At 72.7% G+C, this 14,085-nt stretch carries 13 protein-coding genes; 3 read left to right on the forward strand and 10 right to left on the reverse strand.

What is annotated here, in order from left to right:
* Window positions 1-252: 252 nt before the first annotated feature.
* From AC07FY_RS09610 to AC07FY_RS09620, 3 genes are all read left to right on the forward strand, one after another.
* Window positions 253-1,347 (forward strand): thiamine ABC transporter substrate-binding protein, encoded by a 1,095-nt coding sequence (locus AC07FY_RS09610; RefSeq protein ID WP_479002945.1) that lies wholly within the window; start codon window positions 253-255, stop codon window positions 1,345-1,347.
* A gap of 95 nt (window positions 1,348-1,442) precedes the next feature.
* Entirely contained in the window at window positions 1,443-3,086 is a 1,644-nt protein-coding gene (locus AC07FY_RS09615; protein ID WP_479003208.1) for an ABC transporter permease, read from the forward strand.
* Window positions 3,086-4,141, forward strand: coding sequence for an ABC transporter ATP-binding protein (locus tag AC07FY_RS09620; RefSeq protein WP_479002948.1), 1,056 nt, complete (start codon window positions 3,086-3,088; stop codon window positions 4,139-4,141). The genes AC07FY_RS09615 and AC07FY_RS09620 overlap by 1 nt, the downstream gene beginning before the upstream one ends.
* 13 nt (window positions 4,142-4,154) lie before the next feature.
* Here AC07FY_RS09620 and AC07FY_RS09625 read toward each other — a convergent pair whose 3' ends face one another.
* The 10 genes from AC07FY_RS09625 to AC07FY_RS09670 all read right to left on the reverse strand — a co-directional run bounded on the left by AC07FY_RS09625 (window position 4,155) and on the right by AC07FY_RS09670 (window position 13,978).
* Window positions 4,155-5,402 (reverse strand): cytochrome P450, encoded by a 1,248-nt coding sequence (locus AC07FY_RS09625; protein ID WP_479002951.1) that lies wholly within the window; start codon window positions 5,400-5,402, stop codon window positions 4,155-4,157.
* 33 nt (window positions 5,403-5,435) lie between these two features.
* Window positions 5,436-6,842, reverse strand: a complete 1,407-nt coding sequence (locus AC07FY_RS09630; protein ID WP_479002954.1) for an NAD(P)/FAD-dependent oxidoreductase — start codon at window positions 6,840-6,842, stop codon at window positions 5,436-5,438.
* The gene (locus AC07FY_RS09635; RefSeq protein WP_479002957.1) at window positions 6,839-7,102 is read right to left on the reverse strand and encodes a ferredoxin; all 264 of its coding nucleotides are present in this window, start codon (window positions 7,100-7,102) and stop codon (window positions 6,839-6,841) included. Before AC07FY_RS09635 ends, AC07FY_RS09630 begins: the two co-directional genes overlap by 4 nt.
* Window positions 7,103-7,245: 143 nt before the next feature.
* The gene (locus AC07FY_RS09640) at window positions 7,246-7,893 is read right to left on the reverse strand and encodes a hypothetical protein (protein WP_479002960.1); all 648 of its coding nucleotides are present in this window, start codon (window positions 7,891-7,893) and stop codon (window positions 7,246-7,248) included.
* A gap of 99 nt (window positions 7,894-7,992) precedes the next feature.
* Complete coding sequence (locus AC07FY_RS09645) at window positions 7,993-8,898, reverse strand: DMT family protein (protein WP_479002963.1); 906 nt, start codon at window positions 8,896-8,898, stop codon at window positions 7,993-7,995.
* Between the two features lie 80 nt (window positions 8,899-8,978).
* Window positions 8,979-10,070 carry an LOG family protein gene (locus tag AC07FY_RS09650; protein ID WP_479002966.1) on the reverse strand — a complete coding sequence of 364 codons (1,092 nt, stop codon included), beginning with the start codon at window positions 10,068-10,070 and terminating at the stop codon, window positions 8,979-8,981.
* A gap of 26 nt (window positions 10,071-10,096) precedes the next feature.
* Window positions 10,097-11,167 (reverse strand): hypothetical protein, encoded by a 1,071-nt coding sequence (locus AC07FY_RS09655; RefSeq protein WP_479002969.1) that lies wholly within the window; start codon window positions 11,165-11,167, stop codon window positions 10,097-10,099.
* The gene (locus AC07FY_RS09660; RefSeq protein WP_479002972.1) at window positions 11,149-11,928 is read right to left on the reverse strand and encodes an ABC transporter ATP-binding protein; all 780 of its coding nucleotides are present in this window, start codon (window positions 11,926-11,928) and stop codon (window positions 11,149-11,151) included. The genes AC07FY_RS09655 and AC07FY_RS09660 overlap by 19 nt, the downstream gene beginning before the upstream one ends.
* Window positions 11,929-12,109: 181 nt before the next feature.
* Complete coding sequence (locus AC07FY_RS09665; protein ID WP_479002975.1) at window positions 12,110-13,471, reverse strand: aspartate aminotransferase family protein; 1,362 nt, start codon at window positions 13,469-13,471, stop codon at window positions 12,110-12,112.
* 3 nt (window positions 13,472-13,474) lie between these two features.
* On the reverse strand, window positions 13,475-13,978 hold the full coding sequence (locus tag AC07FY_RS09670) for an Lrp/AsnC family transcriptional regulator (RefSeq protein ID WP_069922162.1): 504 nt from the start codon (window positions 13,976-13,978) through the stop codon (window positions 13,475-13,477).
* Window positions 13,979-14,085 lie beyond the last annotated feature (107 nt).

A 14,085-nucleotide genomic window follows, 5' to 3' on the forward strand; every position in this document is an offset into this window, starting at 1 on the left:
TTTTCGCCTCGGGGGGAGCGTATTCGGCCACGGGGTACCCTGTGGCCGAACCAATTTCATATTCCGACAGGGGAGCGCCACAGCGCTGAGAGTGCGGTATCCGTCATCCGCAGACCCTCTGAACCTCGCCCCGGTCATTCGGGGTAGGAAGTTCGGTCACCACTCAAGCTGTTGCGCCCTGCCCGGCGTCCGCTCAGACAGAGCGCCGGGCAGGGCCGCGTCTTCTCCTGGACATCCCAGGAGGAATCACCAGTGAGCACCACCACGAAGATCGCGGGCGCCGCGCTCGCGGCCGCGCTGGGCGTCACCACGCTCAGCGCCTGCGGCGACGCCGAGGGCGGGGCCCCGAGCGAGGGCAAGGCGCCGAAGTCCACCACCGTCACGCTCGTCTCCCACGACTCCTTCAACGTGACCGACGCGGTCCTGAAGGAGTTCGAGCAGCAGAGCGGCTACACCGTCAAGGTCCTGAAGTCCGGGGACGCCGGCGCGGCGCTGAACCAGGAGATCCTCACCAAGGGCTCCCCGCGCGGGGACGTCTTCTTCGGCGTGGACAACACGCTGCTCTCCCGCGCCCTCGACAACGGGATCTTCACCCCGTACGAGGCGAAGGGCCTGGCGGGGGTGAAGCCCGAGTACCAGCTCGACAAGGAGCACCGGGTCACCCCGATCGACTCCGGCGACATCTGCGTCAACTACGACAAGGCCTACTTCGCCGACAAGAAGATCGCCCCGCCGCAGACGCTGGACGACCTGGCCAAGCCGGAGTACAAGAACCTGCTGGTGGTCGAGAACGCCGCGACCTCCTCGCCCGGCCTCGGCTTCCTCCTCGCCTCCGTCGGCAAGTACGGCGAGGAGGGCTGGCAGGACTACTGGAGCAAGCTCAAGGCCAACGGCGTCGAGGTCGTCGACGGCTGGGAGCAGGCCTACAACGAGCGCTTCTCCGGCTCCGCGGGCGGCAAGAAGGCCAAGGGCGACCGGCCGCTGGTCGTCTCCTACGCCTCCAGCCCGCCGGTCGAGGTCCTGTACGCCGAGCCGCAGCCGACCGAGGCCCCGACGGGCGTCGCCACCGGCACCTGCTTCCGCCAGATCGAGTTCGCTGGCCTGCTGAAGGGCGCGAAGAACGAGGAGGGCGGCAAGGCCCTCGTGGACTTCCTGATCAGCAAGAAGTTCCAGGAGGACATGCCGCTGCAGATGTTCGTCAACCCCGTGACGAAGGACGCCGCCCTGCCGGAGCTGTTCACCAAGCACGGCGTCGTCGTCGACAAGCCCGAGAACGTGGCCCCCGAGACCATCGCGAAGAACCGTGAGCAGTGGGTCAAGGCATGGACCTCGCTCGTCGTGAAGTAGCGGGCACCAAGGGAGCGGGCGCGGCGCCGGGGGGCGCCGCGCCGGTTCCCGGCCCCCGCGGGAGCGGCCGGGCCACAGCCGTACGGCTCGGCCTGATGGCCGTGCCCCTCGCCTTCTTCGGCCTGTTCTTCGCCTACCCCGTGGCCGCGATCGTCGGGCGCGGACTGCGCGGCGACGCCGGATGGCACCTCGGCCGGATCGGCGAGGTCCTGACCCGGCCCGACATCGCCGACGTGCTGTGGTTCACCACCTGGCAGGCGCTCGCGTCCACGGCGCTGACCCTGCTGGTCGCGCTGCCCGGCGCCTACGCCTTCGCGCGCTTGGAGTTCCCGGGCAAGCAACTGCTCCGCGCTCTGGTGACGGTGCCCTTCGTGCTGCCGACCGTGGTCGTCGGCACCGCCTTCCTCGCCCTGGTCGGCCGGGGCGGGCTGCTCGACGAACTGGCCGGCGTCCGGCTGGACACCACGGTCTGGGCGATCCTCCTCGCGCACGTCTTCTTCAACTACGCCGTCGTCGTCCGCACGGTCGGCGGCCTCTGGGCGCAGCTGGACCCCCGCCAGGAGGAGGCCGCCCGGGTGCTGGGTGCCGGACGGTTCGCCGCCTGGCGGCGGGTGACGCTGCCCGCGCTGGTCCCGGCCGTCGCCGCGGCATCGCTGATGGTGTTCCTGTTCACCTTCAGCTCCTTCGGCGTCGTACTGATCCTGGGCGGGCCCGCGTACTCCACCCTGGAAGTGGAGGTCTACCGGCAGACCGCGCAGCTGCTGGACCTGCCCACGGCCGCGGTGCTCACGATGGTGCAGTTCGCGTCGATCGGCGCGATCCTCGCGGTGCACGCGTGGACGGTGCGCAGGCGGGAGACGGCGCTGCGGCTGGTCGATCCGGGCCGCACGGCGCACCGGCCGCGCGGCTGGGCGCAGCGCGCCCTGCTGGGCGGGGTGCTCCTGACCGTCCTCCTGCTGATCGTGGCGCCCCTGGCCGTGCTGGTGGAGCGGTCCTTCGACGCGCCCGGCGGCTACGGATTCGGCTTCTACCGGGCGCTCGGGGAGGTGGGCGCGGGCGGCGGAACGTTCCTGGTGCCGCCGCTGGAGGCGGTCTGGAACTCGCTGCGGTACGCGCTCGCCGCCACCGCCGTCGCCCTGGTGATCGGCGGGCTCGCGGCCGCGGCCCTCACCGTCCGCGGGACGTCGCCGGGGGGTCCCCCCGGCGGCGGGCGGTTCGTACGGGGCTTCGACGCACTGCTGATGCTGCCGCTCGGCGTGTCCGCCGTGACCGTCGGCTTCGGCTTCCTCATCACCCTGGACGAGCCGCCGCTGGACCTGCGGACCTCCTGGATCCTGGTGCCGCTCGCGCAGGCCCTGGTGGGCGTGCCGTTCGTCGTTCGGACCATGCTGCCGGTGCTGCGCGCGGTGGACGGCCGGCTGCGGGAGGCCGCCGCCGTGCTCGGCGCCTCCCCCTGGCGGGCCTGGCGGGAGGTGGACCTGCCGCTGGTGCGGCGGGCGCTGCTGATCGCGGCCGGATTCGCCTTCGCGGTCTCGCTCGGCGAGTTCGGCGCGACGGTCTTCATCGCCCGGCCGGACCAGCCGACGCTGCCGGTGGCCGTGGCGCGGCTGCTGGGGCGGGCCGGGGAGATGAACTACGGGCAGGCGATGGCCCTGAGCACGATTCTGATGCTGGTGTGCGCGGTGTCCCTGCTGGTGCTGGAGCGACTGCGACCCGACAAGACCTCGGGAGAATTCTGATGGCACTGCTCCGCCTGGACGGGGTGTCGGTCCGCTTCGGTGAGCGTGCGGTGGTCGACGACGTGGACCTGGAGGTCGCCGAGCACGAGACCGTGTGCGTGCTGGGCCCGAGCGGGAGCGGGAAGTCGACCCTGCTGAGGGTGGTCGCCGGGCTCCAGCCGGTCTGCGCCGGCCGGGTGTCGCTGGACGGGGCCGACCAGTCCGGCGTGCCCGTGCACCGGCGGGGCGTGGGCCTGATGTTCCAGGACCACCAGCTCTTCCCGCACCGGGACGTCGGCGGGAACGTCGCCTTCGGGCTGCGGATGCGGGGCGGGAGCCGTGGCGCGCACGCGGCCCGGGTCGCCGAGCTGCTGGAGCTGGTGGGTCTGCCCGGGGCCCAGGGCCGGGCGGTGGCCTCGCTGTCCGGCGGCGAGCAGCAGCGGGTGGCGCTGGCCCGCGCGCTGGCCCCCGCCCCGAGGCTGCTGATGCTGGACGAACCGCTGGGGCAGCTGGACCGGGGGCTGCGCGAACGGCTGGTAATCGAGCTCCGGGAGGTGTTCGCCCGGCTGGGCACGACCGTGCTGGCCGTCACGCACGACCAGAGCGAGGCCTTCGCGCTGGCCGACCGGGTGGTGGTCATGCGGGACGGGCGCGTGGCGCAGGCGGGGACCCCGCTCGAGGTGTGGCAGCGCCCGGCCTCGGAGTTCGTGGCGCGCTTCCTCGGCTTCGACAACCTGGTCGCCGCGGTGGTCTCGGGGACGGCCGCGAGCACCCCGTGGGGCGTGGTCCCGGTGCCGGCCGGATCACCGCAGGGCGCCCAGCGGCTGCTGATCCGCCCGGCGGGAGTCGTGCCGGCCGCGGCCGGACTGCGGTGCGCGGTCGTCTCGCGCACCTTCCGCGGCACGCACGTGGCCCTGCTGCTGCGGCCGGAGACGGGACCGCCCCTGGAGGCGGAGTGCGGGCTGGCGGGGGCGCCGGCCGCGGGGGACCGGATCGCCGTGTCCTTCGCCGCGGCGGAGGTCGTCGTCCTCCCGGCGGCCGCCTCGGCGCAGGACGCCGCCCCGGTTCTGCCCTGACCGAAGGGGGTCGTCAGGGGAGGACGGCGTCGCAGGCGACCGGCAGGTGGCGGGGGCCGCGCAGCACCGCGTTCTGGCGGTAGGGCGGCGGGTCCTGCAGCAGGCGGGGGTTCTCCAGCCGCCGCGCCAGCTCGCTCAGGGCCAGCTGCGCCTCCTGCCGGGCCAGCGGGGCGCCGAAGCAGCTGTGGATCCCGCTGCCGAGCCCGAGGTGCTGGATGTCCTTGCGGTCGGGGTCGAAGAGGTCCGGGTCCTCGAACCGCTTCGGGTCCCGGTTCCCCGAGGCCAGGATCAGCCACAGCGACGCGCCCTTGGGGATGGTCACGCCGGCCACCTCGATGTCGCACAGGGTGCTGCGCTGGGGCAGCAGTTGCACGGGTGGCTCGTAGCGCAGCAGCTCCTCGACGACGGGCACCGACAGGAAGGGGTCCTCGCGCAGCCGCTGGAGGACCTCCGGGTGGCGCAGCAGGGTCAGCATGCCGTTGGTGATCAGGTTGACGGTGGTCTCGTGGCCGGCGATCAGCAGCAGCGCCGAGGTGCTGAGCGCCTCCATGGTCGTCATCGCCCCGTCCGGGCCGTCGGCCGTCGCCAGTTGGGAGAGCATGTCCTCACCGGGGTCCTTGCGGCGCTCCTCGATCAGCCCGGCGAGGTACATCCCCAGTTCCATCCGCGCGTCCACGGCTCCCTGACCGTGCCGGGCCTGGTCGGCGTCCGGGTCGGGGTCCAGGCTGGCGGCGAGGGTCTCCGCCCAGACGTGGAAGCGCGGTTCGTCCTCGCGGGGCACCCCGAGCAGCCGGCAGATCACCGAGACCGGGAAGGGGTAGGCGAACTGGTCGACCAGGTCGATCCGGTCGAGGTGCCCGGTGGTGGCGATGCCCTCGATCAACCCGGAGACCAGACCGCCCAGCTCGCCCCGCATGTCGTGCACCCGGTGGGGGGTGTGCGGCGGCCCGAACGGCCGGTTCGTCATTCGCCGGAGCCGGTCGTGGTCCGGCGGGTCGAGCTTGAGGAACGACGGGGGCAGGGTCGCGCCCCCGTCCTCGGACCCGCCCAGCGGATCGTCGTCGGACGACTTCAGGTTCCGGGAGTCGGAGCTGATCCGGGGGTCGTGCAGCAGGCTCTGGATCTCGTAGTAGGTGCTCACCACGTACGGGCCGCCGTCGCCGTCGTGGAAGACGGGCGTCTTGCGCAGCTCCGCGTACAGCGGGTAGGGGTCGGCCCGGTTCGCGTGGTCGATGATCTCCCGCAGGATGTCCTGTGTCATGACGGGTCCTCGTGCTCCTCAGGGAGGGCGCGGTCAGTGGTGCGCGGGGGTGAAGGTCATCTTCCGGTCGGCCGGCGAGTAGCCGCTGAGGGTGATGGTCGGTCCGTGCGTGGGGACCGAGGGGTCGGGGAAGTCGGCCGGCACCGGCCTGTTCCCGTCCGGCCTGCGGTCCACCGTCGGGAACGGCGGCGGGAACGGCGCGGTCGTCTCGATCTGCTGCTCGTAGAACGGGAGCCAGCGGGAGTTGTCGAAGGTGACGGCCGCGATCACCCGGCCCTGGTAGCCGTACACCGCCACGAACCGGCGCTCCGCGCGCGAGCCCTGCGTGAAGAGGATCTCCGTGCCCATCGGGGGCACCCCGACCGACTTGATGTTCACGCCGAACTGGGAGGACCAGAACGCGGGCACCCACAGGTGGGGGCGGCGGTCCGCGCTCTCGCTGAGCATGTTGTGCGCGGCGGTGTCCGCCTGGGCGACGGCATTGCCCCAGTGCTCCAGCGAGAGGAACTGGTAGCCGAACAGGGCGTGCGGGGAGCGCGCCACGTCACCGGCCACGAAGATGTCGTCGGTGACGATGCCGCGGATGTCGAAGGCCCGGCAGCCCGCGTCGCAGGCGATGCCGCGGGGACCGGCGCCCAGCCCCGACCCCGCGAGCCACTCGGTGTTGCGCTGCGCGCCCAGCGAGACGACCACCACCTGCGCCTCGAGGGTGGACCCGTCGGAGAGGTGGGCGGCGCGCACCCGGCCGGCGGGATCGCCCTCCAGCCCGGTCACCATCACTCCGGTGCGCAGGTCGACGCCGTGCTCCCGGTGCATCTGCGCGGCGACCTCGCCGATGACCCCGCCGAGGGCCCCGACCAGCGGCGCCGCTCCCCGTTCGGCGACGGTCACCGCCAGCCCGCGCTCCCGGCAGGCGGAGGCGATCTCGGATCCGGTGAACCCGGCTCCGATGACGAGCACCCGGCGCGGTCCGACGGCCAGGGCCCGTTGCAGCGCTTCGGCGTCGTCGCGGGTGCGCAGGACGAAGACACCGCCGAGGGCGCCCTCCTCCTCGTTGGGCCAGGGCCGGGCCCGGACGCCGGTCGCGATCAGCAGCCGGTCGTAGCCGACCTCCTCGCCGTTGCCCAGGCGGACCTGCCGGGCGGCCATGTCCAGGCCGGTCGCGGGGACCCCGAGGCGCCAGTCGGCGTCGATCGCACGGCGCCGGGGGAGCGCCGTGTGGTCCGCGGCCGCCTTGCCCAGCAGCACCTGCTTCGACAGCGGGGGCCGGTCGTACGGCTCGTACGGCTCGGCGCCGATCATCGTGAGCGACCCGGCGAAGCCCTTCGCCCGCAGGGTCTCGGCGGCCCGCAGACCGGCCAGCGACGCGCCGACGACGACGATGCGGCCGTCACGCTTGAGCCGTTCCAAGGCCCCGTCGGGGGCCCCCGGGACGCTCACCGCGCGCCTGCGGCCGGCGAGCCGGAGCCGGCCACGGCGTCCGGGGCCGGCATCCGCGCCATGTCGGCGTCCGTGAGTTCCAGCAGGATCGCGCCGACCGGACACGCGGCCACCGCGCGTTCGACGCTCCGCCGGTGCTCCACCGCCGCCTCCGGGTCGTAGAGCAGCGATTCGTTGCCGTGCATGGCGAACACGTCGGGAGCCAGGAAGGCGCACTGGGCGTATCCCTGGCAGCGGTTGAGGTCGACGACAAGCCTCATGGCGGTTCTGCCCTTTCCCTCGGCCGTACGCCCCCCTCACCCCCGGGCCCCCGCGCCCCATCCCTTTCCCACCAGCATGCGCGCGGGACCAGGAGGTCGCCCGCCGGAGTGGGAACACCCAGGTCGGCAGGTGGGAGGAGTGATCAGGAGCGGGTGGGCCGACCCGAGCCGGTGCGCGGGCCGGCCCGGCCGCGCCGGGCGCGCAGGATGTGCACGCTGATGACCAGCGCCCAGGCCGGGAACAGCATCTCGGACCAGGGCACGCCGGATCCCACGACGAGCAGGACCAGGCCCACGACCGTGCCGAGCAGGGCCAGCGGCCGGGGGAAGACGCCGAGCAGCCGACCGATCGTCGAGGTCGCGAGGACGAAGACGGCCGCCACGCGGGTGGCGTAGGTCGCGAGCAGGGTGTAGGCGAAGTGCCGGCCGAAGTCGGAGGGCGTGCCCTCCTCCAGTACGGTGCCCGCCGCCGCGGCGGAGGCGAACAGCGTGGCGACGAAGACGAAGCCGCTGCCGAGGAAGACGGTCGCGATGAACCGGTCCTCGGCCTCACCGGTGTGGGCGCGCAGGGCGCCCATGAACCACAGGAAGAAGATGCCGGCGAAGGGCACGATCTCCAGGGCGACCCGGACCGCCCAGCGCCGGTCCGGCGCGACGGCCACGTCCGCGGCGTCGCCCGCCGGGACGGCGATCCGCATCAGGACGATCGCCGTCCCGAGCAGCAGGGCGAAGGCGATCCCGGCGAGCCCGGCCGCGCGCGGGGTCGTCATCCGGTCGGTCGCGGGCTCCATGGACCCCTCGCTCTCTCCCCCGCTCCAGCAAGCGGCAGCCGCCGCCGCGCCACCACCGGGGGCGGCCGACCGGGTGACACCGCCGGTCGGCCCGAGAGGTCAGCCCACGGGTTCCGGTACGGGGGCCGGGGCCCCCTCGTCGGCGCCCTCGTGCTTGCCGTACCAGGCGACGGCCACCGCTCCGGCGACCGCCAGGGCGAAGCCGAGGGCCGCCAGCCAGGCCAGGCCCGGCCGGGAGGCGTCACCGAGCCACAGCACGCCGATCGCGCCGGGCAGCACCGTCTCGCCGACGACGAGGGCGGCCGTCGCGCCGTTCACCGAACCGATCTGCAGCGCGACGGTGTGCAGGTACATGCCGCCGAAGCCCGCCGCGAGGACGGCGTACAGGGCCGGGTCGGTCAGCAGGGTGCCCAGGTCGAACGGGTCGACGCCGTCCAGGATGCGGACGCCGACGCCCAGCGCGCCGAAGCCGAGGCCCGACAGCAGACCCGCCAGGATCGCCGCACGGCCGCCGAGGAGGCGTACGGCGACGGTGCCGCCGACCATCAGCAGCAGGGTGATCCCCAGCAGCCACCAGTGCGTGGACATCGGGGCGTGGTGGCCGCCCTCGTGTCCGGCGGCCGTCGCCAGCAGCACCAGCGCCGTGCAGACGACGCCGATGGAGGTCCACTCCTTGCGGCTCAGCCGGATGCCCAGCATCTTGACGCTGAGCACGGCCGTGATCACCAGGTTGGCGCTGATCACCGTCTGGGACAGGAACAGCGGCAGCAGGCGGGCGGCCAGCGCGCCGAGCCCGAAGCCCACGAAGTCCAGGATCGTGCCGACGATGAACTCCCAGGTCATCGCGGCCTTCGCGGTCGACGCCAAATTGGGGCCGCCGTGCGCCGTCACCCCGGCGGCGGTCGGGGACATCCGGGCGGCGCGGCGCGATCCGACGGCTTGCAGGACGGATCCCGTCCCGTAGCAGATGGACGCCGCGACAGCGGTCAGCAGGCCTATGAGCACCGAGGGCTCCGTTCACGTCTGGCAGGTAGGGCGGTACCTCTGCCAGACGTCGAAACGGGCCGATGCGTTGCCTCCCGGACTCAGGCCATTGCCGCGAGTGCGCCCGGCACCTCGTCCACCGAGTCCACCAGGGCGATCCGGGACTCCATCGCCCGGCCGCCCGCCAGTGCGCGCAGCAGCGGCCAGACGGGGAGGTGCTCGGTCCAGTGCGCCCGGTCGACCAGGACCATCGGCACCGGTTCACCCCGCGAGGAGTAGTAGTTCGGGGTGGCGCTGTCGAAGACCTCCTGGACGGTGCCCGCCGCGCCCGGCAGGAACACCACGCCCGCCGTCGATCTCGCCAGCAGCCCGTCCTCCCGGGTGGCGTTGGCGAAGTACTTGCCGATGTGCGCGGCGAAGGCGTTCGGCGGCTCGTGCCCGTAGAACCAGGTCGGGATGCCCACCGACTCGCCGCCGCCGGGCCAGCGCTCGCGTACGGCGAAGGCCGCCTGCGCCCAGTCGGACACCGACGGGACGAAGGACGGCGCCTTGCCCAGCATCTCCAGGGCCTCGGCGAGGGCCTCGTCCGGGGCAGGGGCCAGGTGGGCGCCGAGATTGGCGGCCTCCATCGCGCCGGGTCCGCCGCCGGTGGCGACGGTGAACCCGGACCGGGTGAGCGCCCGGCCGAGCTCCGCCGCGCCGCGGTAGTCCCCGCCGCCGCGCGACATCGCGTGGCCGCCCATGACGCCGACGACCCGGGCACCCCGCAGGTGTTCGTCGAGGGCGTCGGAGACGGCGTCGTCGTGGATGGCGCGCAGCATCGAGGAGAAGACGTCGCCGTCGGCCTTGGTCTCCTGGAACCAGGAGTACGCCAGGGCGTCCGGGGTGGACTCGTAGCCGTCGGTCAGCCCGGCGAAGAGCTCCTCGGGCGTGTAGAGCAGCCCGCGGTAGGGGTTGAACGGCAGGTCGGGGACGGGCGGGAAGACCAGCGCGCCGTCGGCGCGGACCTTCACCGCGGCGTCCGGCTCCATCGCGCAGCCGAGGAACACGGCGGCCGAGGTGTCGGCCGACAGCAGCGCGAAGGTGCGCTCCAGCAGGTTGAGCGACTGGATCCGGTAGCCGCTGAGCGAGCCGCGGGCCACGACCCGGTCGAATTCGGCGAGCGTCTCGATCTCGATGTCTGCGTTGACCATTCGGCCCACCCTAAGGGCTGCTCGCGTCAGCGGGTCAGGGCCAGTGACGTCAGCTGTGCCACACCCCAGCTGAGCGGCAGGCACACCGCGAGCAGGGCGGTGGCCCGCAAACTCGCGACGCTGCGGAGGAACTTGGCGGGTGCGCCGAGGTCCGCCAGGGCCGCCCGGTCGGCGGCCCGGCTCTGGCGGGACTCCAGCGCGGATGTGAGAAGGGTCGCGGCGGCGCACAGGACCACCAGGGCCGCGGCCGGTCCGGTCAGCGGCCCCAGGGGGAGGAGCAGGCCGCCGCGGTCCCGCAGCGCCAGGGCGGTGAGCGCGGCGGCGGTGACGGCGCACAGGATGCCGAGCGGCGGGCCGACCCGGGGCGCCTCCTCCTGCAGGACCCGGCCGGCCAGCAGCCGCAGCGCCCCGGGGCGCCCGGCCTGGACCAGCGTGCCGCAGGCGTAGGCCAGGCCGGGCCCGGCGAGGGCCAGGCCCGCGGCGGTGAGCGACCAGCCGGCGAGCATGCCCGGACCGCCCGGCCCGGTGTAGGACTGGACGGCGAGACCGCAGGCGGTGATCGCGATGCCCCAGGGCAGTGCGGTCTGCGGGGCGAGGGGCCTGCGCCGGGGGAGGGTGAGCACGGCCGCCGAGGCGGTCAGCGGGAGGAGGACCAGCAGCGTGAGCGCGGCCGCCAGGGGCAGCGGCTGATCGGCGTGGAGCAGCCCGGCGCCGGCCCCGTCGAACGGCAGCCCGGTCAGCTCCCCGCGCAGGTGGAGGAAGGCGGCCAGGGCGAGCGCGCTGCCCAGGGTGCAGGTGACGGCGGTGGAGAGGGCCGCGAAGAGGCTGAGCCGGACGGGTCCGATCCCGGCGGCGTCCAGGCCGGCCCGGGGCCGGGTCGCCGGATCGGTGCGGGCGACGGCGACGGCCAGCTGGACGGTCGCGGCCAGCGGCACCAGGGCCCACAGCAGGCGGGGGAACGATCCGCCGGGGCGGGCCACGGCCTCGGCGAGCACGTAGAGGAGGAGGAACCCGGTGCCGGCCGAGGCGAGGGCGAGGAGCAGCCGGCGCAGCTGGACCAGCGGGCGGGAGCCGCGCGCTAGGCGGAGAGCGAGCACGCGGCCTGCCCCTCGGTGGTCTCGGCCGCCGGGGGCTCCGGCGAGTCCGCGGCGGACGCGGCGGGCCCGGCGGTGGCGGCGGGCCGGCCGTCGAGCAGGGGCACGCGGCGGTCGGCGACGGCCGCGGTCTCCTCGTCGTGGGTGGCCAGCACCACGGCGATCCCGTGCGAGCGGGCCGCGGTGGTGAGCGTACGGAGCAGCAGGGCGCGCTCGACCCGGTGCAGCGGGGCTGTCGGCTCGTCGCCGAAGATCACCGCGGGCTCGTTGACCAGCGCGCGGGCCAGCGCCACCCGCTGGGACTCGGCCCAGGTGAGGGCGGTGGGGCGCTTGCGGGCGAACCGTCCGATGTCCAGGCGCTCCAGCCATTCGCAAGCGGCATGCTTGGCCCTGCGGTGCGAGGCGCCGGCGAGCAGCAGCGGCAGGGCCGCGTTCTCCCACACCTTCAGCTCGGGCAGCAGCTGCGGCTCGGGGCCGATCCAGCCGAACCGGTCGCGGCGCAGCCGTTCGCGGGCGAGGGGGCCCAGGGTGTGCACGGGGACGCTGTTGAACCAGACCTCGCCCTGCTCGGGGCGGAGCTGGCCGGAGAGGCAGCGCAGCAGGGTGGTCTTCCCGCTGCCGCGCGGGCCGGTCAGGGCCAGCACCTCGCCCTGGCGGACTCCGACGGAGACGCCGACGAGGCCGGGGGACCCCTTGTGGGAGTAGTGAAGGGAGCGCGCCCACAGGACATCGTCGGGTGGGGTCGTCTCGGGTGGAGCCACCATGGCGTACACCTCCGTCCGGGGGAACGAAGCGGCACCGGTTCGGTCACTGGCGCCGCAATGAGATGTAAAGAGATGAACGTCTTGAATGGTGGCAGCACACGGCCCGGACCCCCGCGTTCTCACTCGAACGGGGGGCCCGGGCCGTGCGATCGGCCGCTTTACGACCTGGTCCGGCGGTGGATCAGAGCTTGGTCCACGCCTCGGTGAGCACCGCGCGCAGGATTCCCTCGATCTCGTCGAAGGTGCCCTGGTCGGCGATCAGCGGCGGGGCCAGCTGGATCACCGGGTCGCCGCGGTCGTCGGCCCGGCAGTACAGGCCGTTCTCGAAGAGCGCCTTGGACAGGAAGCCGTAGAGCACGCGCTCCGTCTCCTCGTCCGAGAAGGACTCCTTGGTGTCCTTGTCCTTGACGAGCTCGATGCCGTAGAAGAACCCGTTGCCGCGGACGTCGCCGACAATGGGCAGGTCGTGCAGCTTCTTCAGCGTCGAGAAGAAGGCGTCCTCGTGGTCCAGCACGTGCTGGTTGAGGCCTTCCTTGTCGAAGATGTCGAGGTTGGCGAGCGCCACGGCCGAGGAGACCGGGTGGCCGCCGAAGGTGTAGCCGTGCAGGAAGGTGTTGTCGCCCTTGTAGAACGGCTCGGCGAGCTTGTCCGAGATGATGCAGGCACCGATCGGGGAGTAGCCCGAGGTCATGCCCTTGGCGCAGGTGATCATGTCCGGGACGTAACCGAACTTGTCACAGGCGAACATCGTGCCGAGGCGGCCGAACGCGCAGATCGTCTCGTCGGAGACGAGCAGGACGTCGTACTCGTCGCAGATCTCCCGGACGCGCTGGAAGTAGCCGGGCGGCGGCGGGAAGCAGCCGCCGGCGTTCTGCACGGGCTCCAGGAAGACGGCGGCGACGGTGTCGGCGCCCTCGAACAGGATTTCCTGCTCGATCTGGTCGGCGCACCAGCGGCCGAAGGCCTCGGGGTCGTCGCCGTAGATCGGGGCGCGGTAGATGTTGGTGTTCGGCACCTTGTGCGCGCCGGGGACCAGCGGCTCGAAGGGGGCCTTCAGGGCGGGCAGGCCCGTGATGGACAGGGCGCCCTGCGGGGTGCCGTGGTAGGCGACCGCACGCGAGATGACCTTGTACTTGGTGTGCTTGCCCTGGAGCTTGAAGTACTGCTTGGCGAGCTTCCAGGCCGTCTCGACGGCCTCTCCGCCACCCGTGGTGAAGAAGACCTTGTTCAGGTCGCCCGGGGCGTAGTCGGCGAGGCGCTCGGCGAGCTCGACGGCCTTGGGGTGCGCGTACGACCAGATGGGGAAGAACGCGAGTTCCTGCGCCTGCTTGTAGGCGACCTCGGCCAGTTCCTTGCGGCCGTGACCGGCGTTGACCACGAACAGGCCGGCGAGGCCGTCGAGGTAGCGCTTGCCCTTGTCGTCGAAGATGTAGGTGCCCTCACCACGCACGATGGTGGGCACGGGTGCGTTCTCGTAGGACGACATGCGGGTGAAGTGCATCCACAGGTGGTCGTACGCGGTTTTGGAGAGGTCCTGGCTCACGGGTTATCGAGTTCCCCACATGTAGGTCTGCTTCTTCAGCTTCAGGTAAACGAAGCTTTCGGTTGATCGCACGCCGGGGAGCGCGCGGATCTTCTTGTTGATCGTTTCGAGCAGGTGGTCGTCGTCCTCGCAGACGATCTCCACCATCAGGTCGAACGAGCCCGCGGTCATCACCACGTACTCGCACTCGGCCATGGCGGTCAGGGCGTCCGCCACCGGGTCGAGGTCGCCCTCGACGTTGATGCCGACCATGGCCTGGCGCCGCAGGCCCACGGTGAGCGGGTCGGTGACGGCGACGATCTGCATGACGCCCTGATCGAGCAGCTTCTGCACGCGCTGGCGCACGGCGGCTTCGGACAGGCCGACGGCCTTGCCGATCGCCGCGTAGGGACGGCGACCGTCCTCCTGCAGTTGCTCGATGATCGCCAGGGACACAGCATCGACCGAAGGGGACGGTTGTCTGTTCCTGGAATCTGCGCTTCGACTGACCACGACCACACTGTGCACGAGGAGTCGTCCGTTCCGCAAGGCGGGATCGATGAAATCCGTTGTTTGGCGACTCCGATCTCACCGATTTCGCAGTTCCTCCCATCTGGCTCTGTCGAAAGCGTCCG

This window comes from Streptomyces sp. NPDC045967 (assembly GCF_056430495.1).